Consider the following 17,426-nt stretch of genomic DNA (forward strand, 5'->3'; position numbering starts at 1 on the left):
GGTGTCAAACGAACCTTTCCCTGACTCTCGGAACAGTGTTAAAAGGTTTTCTATTCTTTTTCGTCAACTAGACTTTCATTTGTTCTCCCCGGCAGGACCAAGTTGAGTATCACACCGATAATTGCCGCTAGGGCCATTCCTTCAATTTGGAAAGTATCACTAAATTCGATGCTCGCCCCCCCGATTCCAATGACTAGAATGACTGAGGCGATGACAAGATTACGCTGGCTGCCAAAATCAATTTTGTGATCCACGAGCATGCGCAAGCCAGATGAAGCAATAATTCCGAACAAGAGAATTGAAACCCCGCCGAGCACTGCCGTCGGAATCGTCGCAATCAATGCCATCACTTTTCCTAAGAAGGAGAAGGCTATGGCGAAAACAGCAGCTCCTAAAATGACATAGACACTGTAAACTCGAGTAAGCGCAAGAACACCGATATTTTCACCGTATGTCGTTTTAGGTGGACCTCCTACAAGACCACTTATGAGTGTTCCAAGTCCATCACCTAGTAATGAGCGGTTCAATCCTGGATTTTTTATGTAATCTCTTCCAACGATTCGTCCAAGGACAAGTTGATGGCCGATATGCTCCGATATTGTGACAATTGCTATTGGCACCATAAGAAAGAGCAGTGTAGGTGTAATGACGAAATCATAATCCACACCTGGAATTAACATTTCCGGAAATTCAAACCACTTTGCTTCCATAACTTTTGTAAAATCTAAGATCCCGATGAAAGCCGAGTAAATGTAACCGACGATGATGCCGATTAGGATTGGCATTAAGCTAATGATTCCCTTGAAAAACATGAGGCAGATGATAGCAGCTGCTAGCGTAACAAGTGCAGCCGAGAAATGAAGCAGGTTATATACCTTTTCATCTCCAACTTGGATGGTACTTGCCATGCTGATTGCAGTTGGTGAAAGTGCCAGTCCAATTACGATGATGACAGGCGCTACAACAATCGGTGGCAAAACTTTCATGATCCAATTGTAGCCCGTTTTCCAAATGAGCAATGAAATAATTCCGTAGACAAGTGCCACAAACATGCTTCCTATCATCGCACTGCCAATTCCACCCGTTTGAGTTGCGACTTGTATCGGGATAATGAAGGCGAAAGATGAGCCTAAGTACGCCGGCACTTGGAATCGTGTAACAAGGATAAAGACGATTGTTGCAATACCACTTGTCAGAAGGGCGATTGCCGGACTTAATCCGACGAGCTGAGGTACTAATATTGTTGCTCCAAACATGGCAAACATATGTTGTAAACTAAGGATAATCCACCTAGCTGGTGCCGGTTTTTCATGCACATCTAACACTTTTTCATCCATTGCCAATACCCCCGTGCGGATTACTTTATTTTGTATTCATATTATGTTGAGATAAAGAATCCCCTTATAAGGCACCTTCGCTACTATTTAGAATGAATCGACACGCTATCTTTGCCATCTGTTTCTTCTACACTCACGACGACTCGCTCATCACTTGAAGTTGGGATGTTTTTACCGACGAAGTCTGGTCGTATTGGCAATTCACGGTGACCACGGTCAACAAGTACTGCTAGTTGGATTGATGCTGGTCTTCCAAGGTCCATAACTGCATCCATCGCTGCCCGAACTGTTCTACCTGTATAGAGAACGTCGTCTACCAAAATTACTTTCATATCTGTCACGTCATGCTTGATGTCTACCTGCTGAACAAGCGGTTCATTGTTACTATGTTTCAACGTGAGGTCATCCCTATATAGTGTGATATCAAGTTCACCGGCTTTAATCGGTTTTCCTTCGATAAGTTCAATCTTTTCAGCAAGTCTTTTCGCTAAGAAAGCACCGCGTGTTTTGATGCCGACAAGAATACAAGCGTCAATTCCTTTGTTGCGTTCAATTATTTCGTGTGCAATTCGGGTAACCGCCCTGCCAATTGCCTGTTCATCTAGAATATTTGCTTTTTCGGTCATTTCAACATCCTCCATTTCCTTGTTTACTTCTGTCTTTCGGTCAAATGCCTTCCAGAAGCCGATTGGCTTGGATATTCTCCTATATGAAAAGCGTAAGGCGCCGTCAAGTGAACACAGCCTAAGTTCGCCACATCGTGTGGCAACGTCTGCGTGACCTACATCCTGTAGGCCCGCGACAGGTATAAGACGGATCGGCGAAGCGGCGTTCTTTGCCGTGTAGCTGGTCTGACTTATGACCCGAGAGTCTGGCGCCTGTTGCTAGACATAAAAAACCCTCCCGGCCTAGGATGGCGGGAGGGTATACGTGCAGAAATAAATGTACATAGAAACTGCGCGCAGCAGTTTGACTGTACTTCCGTGCAACCTTCCCAGCCTCTCTGGACTGATGTTAAAGGTATCGCTATTCAATTGCTTCGTTCAGTATACAATTTACTCTTCTGTTTTGTCAACGCTTTTCCTAACTTCATCAACCAAGTCTTTAAAGTCTTCAGGTAGAGGACTGTTGAATTCCAAGTACTCACCTGTTACGGGATGATCAAAACCGAGCGTACCTGCATGCAATACTTGTCCATTAAATTGAAGTGTTTTTTTCGGTCCATATTTCGGATCTCCAACAAGTGGATAACCAATATATTTCATATGCACCCGAATTTGATGCGTTCTGCCTGTTTCTAATCTGCATTCGACAAGCGTATAATCCCCGAACCGTTCGATTACTTTGAAGTGCGTTACCGCATGCCTTCCTTTATCAACGATAGCCATATTTTGTCGTTCCCGTTGATCACGGCCGATTGGCGCGTCAATTGTTCCATTATCATGTGGTATATGGCCATGGACAAGTGCAGTATAAACACGCGTTACTGACCTGTTCACAAGCTGGTCTACTAACGATACATGTGCCTTATCATTTTTCGCGACCATCAAAAGCCCTGACGTATCTTTATCAATACGATGGACAATCCCTGGGCGCACCACTCCGTTAATACCTGAAAGGTCCGTGCAGTGGTGCATAAGACCATTTACGACCGTTCCTGATGGATGACCTGGCGCAGGATGAACAACCATGCCACGCGCTTTATTGACAACGAGTACGTCCTTATCTTCATAGACGATATCGAGATTTAATTCCTCAGCAACCATGTCAAGCACTTCCAGTTCAGGTTCTTCCACCGTCACTATATCTCCCAGTCTTACTTTATAATTAGGTTTCACTTGAATTCCGCTTACTAGAACAAGGCTTTCTTTCAGCCATGATTGAATTTGCGTACGTGACCATTCAGGATTGACTGCAGACAAAGCTTTGTCTATTCGGCTTCCTTTGTGTTCTTCAGTTATTTCAATTTCTATTTTTTCCATTACGACACCTTTTTCTTGTTCTTTTTTTCATCCATAATAATATGAATGATGATCATAATCACACCGACCGTTAACGCTGCATCTGCAACATTAAAGATTGGAAAATCGTAGTTGATAACCGGGATTGTGACATCGACAAAATCGACAACTTCCTTGCGCCACAGACGATCGATAAAATTACCAATCGCACCACCAAGAAGAAACATTAAACTGAATCCAAAGAGCGGTTGCCCTTTCGCTTCTTTATGGAAGAAATAAATAATACCAATTGCAACGGCAACTGTGACAATATAAAATAACCACATTTGTCCTTCAAGCATACCCCAAGCGGCTCCCTTGTTGCGATGAGAAAGAAGCCCTAAATAAGGATCTGCAATGCTAATTTTTTCGCCGAGCTCCATGTTTTTAACGACTAGCCATTTCGTAAACTGATCCAAAATAATGACGAATGCCGCTAATCCGTAATAAATGAACAATCCAAATACCCCCGTCCGACAGATTACGTTCCATTTTACCACATCGACACCTATATGAGCGCGTTTCAACGCTAAATGAGTAATATAAGAAAAGCGCAAGGCGCCGTTTAGCCCCGACAAGCGCTGGAAGTCTTGATGATAAAGGCGTACTATGCCTTTTCAGCAAGAATGAAGCGAAAGGAAGGCAGTCTAAAGTCGCGACTTCCTGTCGCAAAGACTGCATGACCCCCTTCGTGGGGGCCCAGGGGCTGGCGTCTGGAGTCTAGACACCGATCCATGTAAAAAAACTTATGCTTTCTTACCTTTTAAAAAACCGCTGCAACCAGTCTTATATAAAGACAGCAGCAGCGGCTTACAGTTTGATGATTTTACGAATAATGCACTTTTACAACTTCTGCACAACGTGTACATAGAGTAGGGTGTGTTTCGTCTGAGCCGATTGTTTCAGAAATCGTCCAGCAACGCTCACATTTTTCGCCATCTGCATTTTCAACAAGAACACTTACAGCATCCAGTTTCAAAGTACCTTCCGGCATGTTAGCGATATCTCCTTCAGCAAACTTCGATACGATAAAGAATTGTGCGAAGTCAATATCATCCGCTGCGAATACATCTGCCAGTTTTTCAGGGACAGCAACCGTTACTTTCGCTTCAAGCGATTTCCCGATAATTTTACTATTACGCGCTTCTTCCAGTGCCTTCAAAACATCGTCACGAACAAGCATCAATGTTGCGAAACGCTCACGCAATGCCTGTGCTTCTTGTCCAAGATCTTGTGCTTCTGGCATATCTGTCAGCTGAATACTTTCTTCGGTCTTGTGCTCGATAAATGCCCACATTTCATCTGTCGTATGCGGCACAATAGGTGTTAACAATTTCAACAGCGCAATCAGCGTTTCATACATCACTGTTTGCATCGCACGACGATGTGGATGATCTGCACCTTCGATGTAGACAACGTCTTTGGCGATATCTAGGTAGAACGAGCTCAATTCACCTGTACAGAAGTTATTCACCGCATGATAAACACCAGCGAATTCGTAGTTTTCATAAGCTTCACGCACTTCTTTGATCAAATCCTGTAGTCTCACATAGACAAATTTGTCTACTGTACGCAGATTTTCAAATGCCACAGCATCTGTAGCCGGATTGAAATCTGATGTATTGCCGTGTAGGAAACGCAGTGTGTTACGAATTTTTCTATATACTTCAGAAACTTGCTTGAAGTTAGAATCAGAAACCCGTACATCCGCTGTGTAATCAACAGATGATACCCACAGGCGAAGAATGTCTGCACCAAGCTGGTTCATTACTTTTGCGGGAATGATTACGTTCCCGATTGATTTACTCATTTTACGTCCTTCTCCGTCAAGAGTGAAACCATGGCTTAGCAAGCCTTTATATGGTGCATGGCCATTGATGGCAACACTTATCGTGAGTGATGAGTTAAACCATCCACGGTATTGGTCAGATCCTTCAAGATACAGGTCCGCCGGGTAAACGAGATCATCCCGTTCTACTAGCACACCTTGGTGTGTTGAGCCTGAATCGAACCAAACGTCCATGATGTCCGTCTCTTTTGTAAACTCTCCGTTCGGACTGCCTTCGTGGGTGAAACCTTCTGGCAGTAAATCTTTTGCTTCTCGTTCGAACCAGACATTCGATCCGTTTTCACGGAACAATTCCGAAACGTTGGCAATTGTTTCATCTGTAATGATTGGTTCACCGTTTTCAGCGTAAAACACTGGAATTGGAACACCCCATACACGCTGACGTGAAATACACCAGTCACCACGGTCTCGAACCATGTTATACAATCTTGTTTCGCCCCATGAAGGTGTGAATTTCGTATTTTTGATAGCATCAAGTAATTCGGTACGGAACGATTCAATTGAAGCGAACCATTGTGCAGTCGCGCGGTAAATAACCGGTTTTTTCGTGCGCCAATCGTGTGGATACGAGTGGGTGATGAATGATAATTTCTTAAGCGCGCCCACTTTGTCGAGTGCCTCTGTAACTGCTTTATTTGCATCTTCATAAAACAGACCTTCGAAGCCTGGCGCTTCATCAGTCATAACACCGCGATCATCGATAGGAGAAAGGGCATCAATACCATATGATTTAGACACGTAGAAGTCGTCTTCCCCGTGGCCTGGAGCTGTATGGACACATCCAGTACCCGCTTCGGCTGTAACATGATCACCGAGCATAACAAGCGAATCGCGGTCATACAATGGGTGCTTCGCAACAACACGGTCGAGTTCAGAACCTTTCAGTTCACGCTCAACAACATGGTCTTCCCAGCCAAGTTCTTCTGCGACAAACGTAAGTAAATCTTTAGCGATAAGGAATTTCTCTTCTCCCGCTTTAACAATAACGTATTCAAATTCCGGATGGACAGAAATCCCAAGGTTTGCAGGAATCGTCCATGGAGTTGTCGTCCAGATTAAGAAGTTAACATCTTCATCAATTACGCCAAGTCCATCTTTCACAGGGAAACTAACATAGATAGATGGTGATTTCTTATCCTGGTACTCGATTTCCGCCTCAGCAAGTGCAGATTCACTTGATGGTGACCAATAAACTGGTTTCAATCCTTTATAGATATATCCTTTTTTAGCCATTTCACCAAACACTTGAATTTGACGCGCCTCAAAAGCTGGTTTTAGCGTGATATATGGATTATCCCAATCGCCACGTACACCAATCCGTTTGAACTGGCTACGCTGATTGTCAATCTGACCAAGCGCATATTCCTCACACATTTTTCGGAATTCTGCTACTGACATTTCTTTTCTTTTTACGCCTTTGTTCACTAATGCCTGTTCAATCGGCAGTCCATGTGTATCCCAGCCTGGAACGTATGGCGCGTGGAAACCTGTCATTGATTTGTGGCGGACAATCATATCTTTCAATACTTTGTTCATGGCGTGACCCATATGAAGATCACCATTCGCATATGGAGGACCATCGTGTAATACGAAGAACGGGCGACCCGCAGTTCGTTCCTGTACTTTTTTATAAATGTCCATCTCTGCCCATTTTCCTTGCAGTAATGGCTCTTTGTTAGGTAAGTTACCTCTCATCGGGAATTCTGTTTTCGGCATAAGTAATGTATCTTTGTACTCCATGTTTTTTCCTCCTTTAAAATAGAAAAGCGCAAAAGGATCGCAGCCTTAGCCACGTCCTGTGGCAAAGACCCCATACCTACATCCTGTAGACACAAGGCACAGACAAAAATAAAAAAATCCCCACCCCTAAAAAGGGACGAAGAATTATTCTCGCGTTACCACCCTACTTGTAGCAAACGAATTTGCTACCACTCAGACACCATAACGGGGTGTTTCCGGGATCACGTAAATTATTCCGAAATCCAGCTCGAGAGTGATTTTCATTTCCAATCCGTTGACCGGGCTTCCACCGCCCCCGGCTCGCTATTCTCAGATTTGGAAGGTACTTTCTCTTTCAACGCCTGTTCTAAATATATGCCTATAAGTATATGTGTGAATTAAGACTAAAGTCAAGTTTCCTTATGAATCCAGGTCGGCTGCCATTTCTAAACGCTCCGCATCGATTTCATACTCAAGTAAAACGTCCCAATCATCTGACTGAATCAGATCAAGTTGCGCTTCAATGAGCATTTTGAAACGTGTACGGAAAACCTTCGACTGTTTCTTAAGATCTTCAATTTCCACAGAAATTCTACGCGCGCGGGAAAGTGCCTCATTGACAATTCGATCCGCATTTTTTTCTGCTTCCTTGACAATCAATTTCGATTCTTTCATAGAGTTGCGACGAACGTCTTCCGCAGCTTCCTGAGCGATAAGAATCGATTTTTGTAGCGTTTGCTCGATTGAGTTAAAATGGGAGACCTGTTCTTCTGATTGTTTCAAATTGCTTTTCAATGTTTTGTTTTCTTCAAGTATATTTTCAAAATCTTTCATGATTTGTTCCAAAAACTCATTTACTTCATCTTCATCATATCCACGAAACTTATTGGCAAATTCTTTATTATGTATATCAAGTGGTGATAAAGCCATTTAAAGCATCTCCCCTTTAACTTATTCATTCTCTATTATACATGTTAAGGCATCAGATAACAGTTCTTTTTCAAACTATTATCTGACAAGTCATTCTAATTTCCCAACAATGAGACGAATCTTATCTTTACGCGTTCTTCCTTCAATTGCGATCACTTTAAAACGGCCAGAACCTCTAATTGATATCATATCTGACTCTTGAAGTTCAAATGCAGGCTGATCTCTAACAGCCCAATTCACTTTCACTTTTTCCCCATGCACAAGCGTCGCCGCTTTTTGGCGTGGAATAGTTACTAATGCCGCTGTTACTACGTCGAGTCGTAATGAACTAACGATATGCGTTTCTTCTGTCCATGTATCTGTCGTGACTATCCAGTCTTCCGGACGATTACTTTCTTCAACCGTCACTTTCGCTTTCCCAATCGATAAAAAATTAGCCGTCATATAATCCTTTAACTCATCTGCGACTGCAAACTGGACTTGATCATCAACCACTCGGATGTCCCCGAATTTCGAACGGTCGATGCCTAATGACATCATCGAGCCCAGGATGTCCTTGTGATCAAGTTGCAAAAACTTAGAAGCATACTTCACATCAAAAATAGCTATTCGATAATCGACTGGTTCTGGTACATAATAATCTGGATAGATAAGAACTCTTCGTCTTTCCGCTTCCGGAAAAGCTCCGTACAATCCGACCAATAGCATCGAACTGCCCGCAAGAGATTCTACAATGCGCTGCTGCCTAGGATCCAAGAATCCTGTTAGTTTTGGTGAATAGGTATCTTCCACTTCACGTATCCAGCCAATCGCCATTTCGATGAAAGGCTGTTCATCTTTTCTGAAATGCTGTAGTATAGTTTCCATTTCTCCGGCTCCTTATAGAAAAATCCTCACATAAGTGAGGACGACGTAATCATTTTATAACAACATCATAAATATTGCTTCAACGCCATCAGAGATAAACCTCAACGCAAATATACCAACGATTGGTGAAATATCAATCATTCCAAGAGGTGGAATGAATTTTCTGAAAAACCCTAAATAAGGCTCGGTAATCTTCCCAAGTATTATACCAAACTTAGTCTCACGAGAAGCAGGTATCCATGACATTAGTATATAGATAATAAGAAGTATTGAGTAAATCGATATTGCTCCTGTTATTCCTTGATAAATTAACCCTAAAATATTTTCCATTCTGTTGGTACACCTCATTCAATTTCTATCGTTCAAAATAATCGGAGATTGCACCAGCAACTTCCACATTCTCCGGCACGCAAAGGAAAATATCAGTTCCAATTCGCTGGATGTCTCCTCCAAGCGCATAAACAGTACCACTTAGGAAATCGACAATTCGAATTCCTTGATCACGCTCAATTCGCTGTAAATTCACAACAACTGCACGCTTATTTTTCAAGTGTTCAGAAATGTCTTGCGCCTCCGCATAGACACGGGGCTCAATAAGAATAACCTTGGAAGACTTTTGGACACTTTGCAAGCTGACAACCGTTGCTGACTGTTGTGGTTCGCCTGCTACTTGCTTCCTCATTGGAGCTCTGCTGCGTGGCTGCTCCTGCGCAGGACGCTGTTCTTCCCGGCGTGGCTGTTCTTGTACTTCTTTTTCTTCGTCGTCTAGGTAAAACCATTTCTCAAACTTGTTTTTAATGCTCATACGTCTCCCTCGCTTTCTGCTCCGACAAGTGCAGTCCCGATTCTTACATGAGTTGCACCTTCTTCAATAGCGATAATGAAATCATTTGACATTCCCATGGACAATTGAGTACAAGGTGCATGTGGCAATTTTTTTGCCGAGATGCCGTCTCGAAGCTCCCTTAACGAGCGGAATACGGAACGAATCTCATCCATATCCTTTGTGAAAGGAGCCATTGTCATTAAACCTATAATTCGAATTTTATCATAAGCCGCCACATCTTCAATAAAGCTATCAAGTTCAGCTGGTGTTACACCTGATTTACTTGATTCACCAGAAACATTCACTTGAATGAAACAATCAACAACTTGATTGGAACGCTTATGAATTTCCTTAACCAAACTCATTCGATCAACAGAATGTAAATAGTCAATTCGATTGATGATTTCTTTCACTTTTCTGCTTTGAACATTACCGATGAAATGCCAGATGGCCCCACTTTGTATCGTTTCCTGTTTCCCTAGTAGGCCTTCAGGTCGATTTTCGCCAAGATGTCGGATGTTTTCTTCCAGCACCGCAGATGTTCTTGCTGTCGAAACTTCCTTCGTAACAGCAACGACCGTAATTTCAGATCTGTTTCGACCTACGCGGTCACAAGTTGCTTGTATATCTTGTTCGATTTTTTGTATTCGTTGCTGTAGATTTCCCATTATAATCACTACTTTTCCTCAATCTTTCACTTCATTGTACCAACCTAGGCTGAACATATCAATAATGAATCATTTTTCTGCATTCTTTTTGCCCACCAGCACAATATCTTTACCGATTGTTGTAATCTCTTTAAGATTGACCTTTTTCGTATCCTTGTCTTTTGTATCAAAAAAACTGTTCCGTTCTCCACCACCTACGTGCAAGGATTCAACTTTTCCAGTTACAGTGTCAATTGTTGCATCCTGGACGAATCCAAGGAACGTTCCCTTAGTAGCGTCGATAACTTCTTTTTTTTGTATTTCTGAAAACCTCATAAAATCCCTCCTTACAATGAATATATGCACATAGGCACGAGAAAAAACGCAATGCAGTTAGCGCATTGCGTTACATTTATCATTATTGTTCCATCCCTTCCCGAATGGTTTGAACTGCACTCTTCTCCAATCGAGAAATCTGGGCTTGTGAAATGCCTAGTTCCTTAGCGATTTCGGTCTGCGTTTGTCCCAAATAAAAACGTTTTGAAAGAATTGATTGTTGTCTTACATCCATACTAGATACAGTTTCTTTAACAGATACATACGTCAGCCACCGTTCTTCTGAAACCGTTTTGTCCTGTATTTGATCCATCATAAACACTGGATCACCGCCGTCACCGTTCATAGGCTCATGAAGGGACATTGGATCTTGAATTGCATCAAGGGCAAAGAGAATATCATCGGCGGGTATACCTGTTGCTTCAGACAAATCCGATATTCGCGGTTCTCTTTGATTATCATTAATGAACTGCTCTTTCGCTCTTATTGCCTTATAAGCGGTATCTCGAAGTGATCTTGATACTCGTATTGAATGATGATCACGTAGATGTCTTTTAATTTCTCCAATAATCATCGGGACTGCGTATGTTGAAAATCTGACATTATGTTTCAAATCGAAGTTGTCAATTGATTTAAGCAAGCCGATACATCCGACTTGAAATAAATCATCCGCTTGTTCCCCCCTGTATGCGAATCTTTGGACCAGACTTAGGACGAGACGCAAATTGCCAATGACGAGCTCTTCCCTTGCTGCATGATCTCCGCTCTGTAACCTGATAAACGTTGCTTTCATCACGTCGTTTGTGAGTAACGGCAATTCGGACGTATCGATTCCACAAATTTCAACTCTTGTACGCACCATTAGCTTTTCCTCCGCATTCTGTAGATGACTGTACAAGATAGTCTGTCCGCAGTCGTCCAGAATATGCGGAAATTCGCATCGCCAATTTCACCCATTATGCAATCGGATGATTCAAGCTTTCACGCAGTTCCGAGATGATTTTTTTTTCGAGCCGTGAAATATAGGATTGAGAAATCCCAAGCAGTTCTGCTACTTCTTTCTGTGTCATTTCCTCTTGTCCCGTCAAACCGAAACGGCATTCCATAATATAACGCTCTCGTTCATCGAGACTCGTAATTGCTTCAATCATATGCTGGCGCTCGATTTTTCTTTCGACATCATCAATGATAATATGCTCATCTGTGCCAAGAATATCCGATAATAGTAATTCATTACCGTCCGCATCTGAATTTAACGGTTCATCAAAAGAAATCTCAGATCGTGTTTTGTTTGTTTTTCGAAGATGCATCAGAATCTCATTTTCAATACAGCGGGATGCATATGTGGCTAACTTGATGTTTTTGTCGGTCTTAAAAGTTTCGATTGCCTTTATAAGTCCGATTGCACCTATACTGATAAGATCTTCAATATGTGTATTTGTGTTATCAAAACGACGTGCAATGTAAACAACAAGACGAAGGTTTTTTTCAATTAGTCTGTCACGCGCGTTCATATCGCCTTCCATAAATGCTTGGATTGTTATTGCTTCTTCTTCCCGGGTCAACGGCTTTGGAAGGGACTCATGACCTCCGATATAGTATGTGCCGCTTTTCCTTTTAAAAAAGCTAGTGATTATCGACATCCATTTTCTAAATTTATACAGCATAAGCAGTTCCCCTCTCCCCGTTTAATGACTCCATTGCGGATACATGCAAGATTGCTCCCGCACCGTCCGGATAACGACGATCATTCTTTGTCACTACAATATAACCAGGTTGCAGCACGTTCCCTTCTCCTAAAACCCATTGCTTGAATCGAAAACCAACTGCCCAAGACTGTCCTTGCACCGTTACTAACCGAATCAGCCTTATTTGTTTGTGATAGCCCTCAGGAAACTCCGACATTGAAGGTGTTCCTTGAGGATTCCAAGCAAGCAAAGGCTTCATCAAATCTTCCGGTATATGCTTTTCCAGCACCTTTAACGAAACAAAATGGACTGGAGAACCAGACAATGGCTCCGTGCAACCGTTACCCGAATCGACGAATACATCAACCTCTACTTCAGCATCCCAAATAGAGAGAACTGAAGAAGCACGAAGCTCGGAAACATGGCGTGCAGTTCTGACATCAAGCCATTTTTTCCTCATGAAATAAAGAGAAATGTATGCGACAACTGCATAGGCAAGAACTGTAAACGCTGAACTGGACATATGGATGCGATATTGAAAAGCGGTTAGTAAACCACCAGCAAATACCGCCCCTATCAAAACCATTGTCGCAGATTTTTTCCACAGCTCAAAAGCCTTTCCAAAAGCGCAAACAGTCATGCAAATAAAAGATAAAACCAAAACACTCACCGATGATGGAAAAATAACGACAGGCATCGCACCCGCAAAAGAGGCGAACAATAATCGTCCGCGGGCGGCTTGTACGTTTCCTACTTTGTTGGCGAATGAAAGAATTGCATAATTGAATAGCATATTCACTCCTACAATGAGTTCCCCATACATAAGCCGCCCTCCCTGACAACAACGATAGCACCTATGGCGTAAAATGTTTGTCGGAACTAGGGGCAGACAAAAAAAAGAAATCGACAGGATTCGATTTTAGATATCGAGCGTTTTAGTTAGTTGAATGAAGAGATATGATCGGTTAATCGGGGTATATGATTGGTTGGCCTGTTATATGATTGGTTAGACATGCTTTTTGATTGGTTGGCACGTTATATGATCGGCTAGACATGCTTTTTGATCGGTTCGCTCGTAATATGATCGGGCAGCATGCTTTATGATTGCTTGGCTCGTAATATGATCGGGCAGCATGCTTTATGATTGCTTGGCTCGTTATATGATTGGTTAGCATTTTTTTTGATTGCTTGGCCTGTTATATGATCGGTCAACATGCTTTTTGATTGGTTGGCACGTTATATGATCGAGCAGACATGCTTTTTGATCGCTTGGCCTGTTATATGATCGGTCGGCCATACTTTTTGATTGCTTGACCTGTTATATGATCGGTCGGCCACGCTTTTTGATTGTTTGGCCCGTTATATGATCGGTCAGTCATGCTTTTTGATCACTTAGCCCGTTATATAATCGGGCAGCATGCCAACAATAATCAAACATCACCTAATTCACTTCATAGCTAACCAAACGTAAAAAAAGCTTTCCAGAAAGCGCGGTTGCACTTTTTGGAAAGCTTTTGGTCTTACATCATTATTAACGACGACGATTGCGTAAAAACGTCGGAATATCGAGCGTGTCATCTTGTTGATTACCTTGAGGTTGGCGTGTTGGTTCCGGTTGTTGGAACTGTGGCGCTTCCTCTCTGCTACGCTCACGTGTTGGTGGCTGTTGAGTTGGCGGTTGCTGCTCACGCGTTGGCGGTTGTGTACGACTTGCACCGAAGCCCGGGCTTCTTGCAGGACGAGATACGGTAAGCTGCTCTTCGCTGAAGCCTGTTGCAATGACTGTTACGATAATTTCATCCTTCAAGTTGTCATTGATGACAGAACCGAAAATCATATTCACATCTTCATCTGAAGCTGAAGCAACGATATCTGCAGCTTCCTGTACTTCGAATAGGCTCAAGTTTGAACCGCCTGTGATATTCATAAGTACACCTTTTGCACCGTCGATTGACGTTTCGAGTAGTGGGCTTGAAATGGCTTTTTTCGCCGCTTCAGCCGCACGATTTTCTCCCGTAGACATCCCGATTCCCATAAGAGCAGAGCCTTTATTGGACATGATTGTCTTAACGTCTGCAAAGTCTAAGTTGATAAGTCCAGGTACAGCGATCAAGTCGGAAATACCTTGAACCCCTTGACGTAGTACATTATCGGCTTCACGGAAAGCTTCGAGCATTGGCGTATTTTTATCTACAATTTCAAGCAATTTATCATTTGGTATGACGATTAGTGTATCCACAGATTCTTTCATAGATGTTATACCGCCGATTGCCTGTGTCTGGCGTTTTCGTCCTTCAAAAGTGAACGGCCTAGTAACAACACCAACAGTCAGAGCACCCAAATCTTTCGCAATTTGTGCGATGACTGGAGCAGCCCCAGTACCTGTTCCACCGCCCATACCTGCAGTAACGAACACCATATCAGATCCGCGCAATGCTTCTTCGATTTGTTCTCTGCTTTCTTCGGCAGCTTTTTTACCAACTTCCGGATTCGCACCTGCCCCAAGTCCGCGTGTCAATTTGCCACCAATTTGTAATTTCACTTCAGCAGTCGAAAGGTTTAATGCCTGTGCATCTGTATTAACTGCGATAAATTCCACGCCTTGCACACCATGTTCAATCATTCTATTTACAGCATTATTACCGCCACCGCCTACACCAATTACTTTGATGACTGCTAACGCGTCAACATTCGTATCGAATTCTAGCATCGTCTCTCCTCCTAGTCCATTTCATACAGTTTTTCATTAAATCATTCGAAGAAATTGTCAAAGACTTTCTTTGCTTTATCTAAAATACCAGGTTTCTTTTCTTTGTTCCGGTCTACTGACTTTTTCTTGTTGACCGGAGCCGGCGTATGATTATCAGAAGCCGAAACTGTCGCTGACTCAGGGACATGACCAAAATAAGAATCTTGCATATGTGCATAGCGAATAAGTCCTACCGCAGTTGCATACATCGGTTCTCTTACCCCGATATACTCTGGTGTATGAATACGGACCCTTGTTTTCAACACATGTCTTGCTAATTGTAGGATACCATCCATCTTCGTTATACCACCGGTCAATACGACTCCACCTGGTAAATCATGTACGCCCATGCGGTACAGCTCTTCCAGAACGAGATCAAAAAGTTCTTCAAGCCGAACACCGATAATTTCCGATATGTATCTTTGGCTGTACTGATCTTTTGAATCAGCACCAATGACAGGTACTTCAAACAATTCATCATCCGATGCATCATCTGAGAAAGCATGTCCATACTGATGCTTAATTTTTCTTGCCTGTTCAGTTGGCGTTTTCAAAATAATTGAAAGATCTTTTGTAATATGATCCCCGCCAACTGGTATGACTGCTGTCGCCATGAATCGGTTTTCGCCAAAAATGGAGACTGTGGTAGAACCACCACCGATATCAATAAATGCACTGCCGTGATTCTTTTCATCATTCGTCAGAGCAAACGTACCGGCAGCAAGCGGTTGCAAGTAGATTTCTTGGATTACAAGACCTGCTCGTTCCACGCAGCGTAGTATATTATGAATAAGTGTTTTTGATGTAGTAATAAGCGTTCCGTCCATTTCAAGCCGGACACCGATCATTCCCCTTGGATCCGTTATTTCATCATAATCGTCAACAATAAATTGTTTCGGAATGATGTTAACGATTTCCCGATCAGGTGGAACTGACATGACCTGCGCTGATTTCATAACCCGATCGAGGTCGTCATCAGTAATTTCACGATTTTCCGAGTTAACTGCAACAACTCCTTTGACGTCCTGTAACGAAACGCCATTTGCAGGAATGCCCAGAATGACTTCACGGATTTGCATCCCTATCATTCTTTCGGCCTGGTCAACCGCTTTTCGGATAGATTGGACAGTTGCATCAATATCGATGATTGTCCCTTTCCGAATTCCCGCAGATTGAACATTGCCAACTCCGATAACGTGCAAGGATCCGCCATCCACTTCACCTACTAACACCTTAACTGACGAAGAACCTATATCAAGTGATACATATAATTCTGATTGGCTCAATTACTGGCACCTCCCAAATCAACTCTTAACTCCCATTCTATTGCATTGGGAGTGCATTGTCTAAATATTTTCGACATCTCTTATTCAAACCCCTTCATTAATGTGCATTTGTGTTGGTAACTTTCCCTCGCTCTGCCCATTTAACAAGCAAAATCCTTCTAATAACGGCGATATTTTGGAATAACCTTACACCGAATGCAAAAATTGCCGCAAGATATAAATCGACTCCTAGATGCACTCCTAAAAATGCCAGTGCGGCCGCCAGTACTATGTTAAAGAAGAATCCAGATACAAACACCTTATCATCGTATACTTGCTGTAAATGAGCCCTGATGCCCCCGAATAGCGTATCAAGGGCAGCCAGTACAGCAATTGATAAGTAATTTTCATATACCTGTGGAATTTGAATGTCTGATAATAGACCCATCGAAATTCCGAGTACAAGACCAAGTAATGGTAACCACATAAGTCATTCCCCTTTCGGCAATTCCTCTAAAAACTGATTTTCCAGCCTTTCTGGATAACCGCGGATTTCCACCGCCATTTCTGGTTTTCCAACTTCAAGGATTAAATCATCCAGATAAAAGTCATCGTGAATCGCCGAGGCTACTAAATAATTGTATACTTTTTCACTGTCTGCAAAGGTCGGAGAAATGATTTTCATGGAAAAGGGCGGTGTTGAAACATTCAACCCATTCACAGTGGTCATTCCATTAATATCTCTGATGGAGCTCAGTATCGTATATCGTTTGCCATCAATTTCAAAAATGAGGCCTTTAAAACGATTCAACTCATTGACAAAACGAGTGAGTAGATCTGGAGATATTCCGGTGATTGGTACACCGAAGGCCACACTTTCAGCAGCTGGCCGAACTTTGATAATAATGCCCGGTCCTTCAACGTCAGTAACACCCGCTTGCCGATAGAGCTTGTCCACTGTTTGGGTTAGCGCCCTCCCAGTGTTTTCTATATTTAACGATTTGTATGTGAGTATTGTCTTGTCCAACTCCCGAATTTCAGAAAGCAATTCAGAGTGGAACTGCTTTTCACTTGCCAAGTCTTGACGGATTGCCCAAATGTCCCTCGTATCTCGTTCTTCTGGGTTTTTCATCGAATTGAATTGGATGGCAGTCATAAACCCGACAAGGAGCAAGATCAGCGTGAATCTCCAATGTATTGTTTTTCTCACCCG

18 protein-coding genes and 1 other annotated feature are annotated in these 17,426 nt (G+C 42.6%); all 18 genes read right to left on the bottom strand.

The window, feature by feature from the left end; all coding sequences use genetic code 11:
* Positions 1 to 50: 50 nt before the first annotated feature.
* The 18 genes from MKX62_RS00855 to MKX62_RS00940 all read right to left on the bottom strand — a co-directional run bounded on the left by MKX62_RS00855 (position 51) and on the right by MKX62_RS00940 (position 17,423).
* A complete protein-coding gene (locus MKX62_RS00855; protein ID WP_067211428.1) occupies positions 51 to 1,337 on the bottom strand; it encodes a uracil-xanthine permease family protein in 1,287 nt (428 codons plus the stop codon).
* A gap of 83 nt (positions 1,338 to 1,420) precedes the next feature.
* Positions 1,421 to 1,963 (bottom strand): bifunctional pyr operon transcriptional regulator/uracil phosphoribosyltransferase PyrR, encoded by a 543-nt coding sequence (gene pyrR, locus MKX62_RS00860; protein WP_067211431.1) that lies wholly within the window; start codon positions 1,961 to 1,963, stop codon positions 1,421 to 1,423.
* 429 nt (positions 1,964 to 2,392) lie between these two features.
* Positions 2,393 to 3,319: an RluA family pseudouridine synthase gene (locus MKX62_RS00865; protein ID WP_340740439.1), complete on the bottom strand. Its 927-nt coding sequence runs from the start codon at positions 3,317 to 3,319 to the stop codon at positions 2,393 to 2,395.
* Positions 3,319 to 3,795, bottom strand: a complete 477-nt coding sequence (lspA, locus tag MKX62_RS00870; RefSeq protein WP_067211436.1) for a signal peptidase II — start codon at positions 3,793 to 3,795, stop codon at positions 3,319 to 3,321. The genes MKX62_RS00865 and lspA overlap by 1 nt, the downstream gene beginning before the upstream one ends.
* A gap of 368 nt (positions 3,796 to 4,163) precedes the next feature.
* Positions 4,164 to 6,926, bottom strand: a complete 2,763-nt coding sequence (ileS, locus tag MKX62_RS00875) for an isoleucine--tRNA ligase (protein ID WP_340740440.1) — start codon at positions 6,924 to 6,926, stop codon at positions 4,164 to 4,166.
* 129 nt (positions 6,927 to 7,055) lie between these two features.
* Positions 7,056 to 7,273: a binding site (T-box leader), on the bottom strand.
* Between the two features lie 52 nt (positions 7,274 to 7,325).
* Positions 7,326 to 7,835, bottom strand: coding sequence for a DivIVA domain-containing protein (locus tag MKX62_RS00880; RefSeq protein ID WP_067211441.1), 510 nt, complete (start codon positions 7,833 to 7,835; stop codon positions 7,326 to 7,328).
* 90 nt (positions 7,836 to 7,925) lie between these two features.
* Complete coding sequence (locus tag MKX62_RS00885) at positions 7,926 to 8,702, bottom strand: YlmH family RNA-binding protein (RefSeq protein WP_340740441.1); 777 nt, start codon at positions 8,700 to 8,702, stop codon at positions 7,926 to 7,928.
* Positions 8,703 to 8,756: 54 nt separating this feature from the next.
* Positions 8,757 to 9,032: a YggT family protein gene (locus MKX62_RS00890; RefSeq protein WP_340740442.1), complete on the bottom strand. Its 276-nt coding sequence runs from the start codon at positions 9,030 to 9,032 to the stop codon at positions 8,757 to 8,759.
* Between the two features lie 25 nt (positions 9,033 to 9,057).
* The gene (locus tag MKX62_RS00895) at positions 9,058 to 9,507 is read right to left on the bottom strand and encodes a cell division protein SepF (protein ID WP_067211448.1); all 450 of its coding nucleotides are present in this window, start codon (positions 9,505 to 9,507) and stop codon (positions 9,058 to 9,060) included.
* Positions 9,504 to 10,196: a YggS family pyridoxal phosphate-dependent enzyme gene (locus tag MKX62_RS00900; protein WP_338655798.1), complete on the bottom strand. Its 693-nt coding sequence runs from the start codon at positions 10,194 to 10,196 to the stop codon at positions 9,504 to 9,506. Before MKX62_RS00900 ends, MKX62_RS00895 begins: the two co-directional genes overlap by 4 nt.
* 69 nt (positions 10,197 to 10,265) lie before the next feature.
* A complete protein-coding gene (locus MKX62_RS00905; RefSeq protein WP_067211451.1) occupies positions 10,266 to 10,511 on the bottom strand; it encodes a PRC-barrel domain-containing protein in 246 nt (81 codons plus the stop codon).
* 82 nt (positions 10,512 to 10,593) lie between these two features.
* Positions 10,594 to 11,373 (bottom strand): RNA polymerase sporulation sigma factor SigG, encoded by a 780-nt coding sequence (gene sigG / locus MKX62_RS00910; RefSeq protein WP_340740443.1) that lies wholly within the window; start codon positions 11,371 to 11,373, stop codon positions 10,594 to 10,596.
* Between the two features lie 94 nt (positions 11,374 to 11,467).
* Complete coding sequence (gene sigE, locus MKX62_RS00915; protein WP_082786644.1) at positions 11,468 to 12,178, bottom strand: RNA polymerase sporulation sigma factor SigE; 711 nt, start codon at positions 12,176 to 12,178, stop codon at positions 11,468 to 11,470.
* A complete protein-coding gene (locus tag MKX62_RS00920) occupies positions 12,168 to 13,022 on the bottom strand; it encodes a sigma-E processing peptidase SpoIIGA (protein WP_067211455.1) in 855 nt (284 codons plus the stop codon). Before MKX62_RS00920 ends, sigE begins: the two co-directional genes overlap by 11 nt.
* A 708-nt stretch (positions 13,023 to 13,730) precedes the next feature.
* Positions 13,731 to 14,909 carry a cell division protein FtsZ gene (gene ftsZ / locus MKX62_RS00925; RefSeq protein ID WP_067211458.1) on the bottom strand — a complete coding sequence of 393 codons (1,179 nt, stop codon included), beginning with the start codon at positions 14,907 to 14,909 and terminating at the stop codon, positions 13,731 to 13,733.
* A 41-nt stretch (positions 14,910 to 14,950) separates the two neighbouring features.
* On the bottom strand, positions 14,951 to 16,234 hold the full coding sequence (ftsA, locus tag MKX62_RS00930; RefSeq protein WP_067211461.1) for a cell division protein FtsA: 1,284 nt from the start codon (positions 16,232 to 16,234) through the stop codon (positions 14,951 to 14,953).
* Positions 16,235 to 16,331: 97 nt separating this feature from the next.
* Positions 16,332 to 16,700, bottom strand: a complete 369-nt coding sequence (locus tag MKX62_RS00935; protein WP_067211463.1) for a small basic family protein — start codon at positions 16,698 to 16,700, stop codon at positions 16,332 to 16,334.
* Between the two features lie 3 nt (positions 16,701 to 16,703).
* Positions 16,704 to 17,423: a DUF881 domain-containing protein gene (locus MKX62_RS00940; protein WP_067211465.1), complete on the bottom strand. Its 720-nt coding sequence runs from the start codon at positions 17,421 to 17,423 to the stop codon at positions 16,704 to 16,706.
* Positions 17,424 to 17,426: the final 3 nt, after the last annotated feature.

The sequence above is a fragment of the Sporosarcina sp. FSL K6-5500 genome (assembly GCF_038005665.1).
Lineage (GTDB): Bacteria > Bacillota > Bacilli > Bacillales_A > Planococcaceae > Sporosarcina > Sporosarcina psychrophila.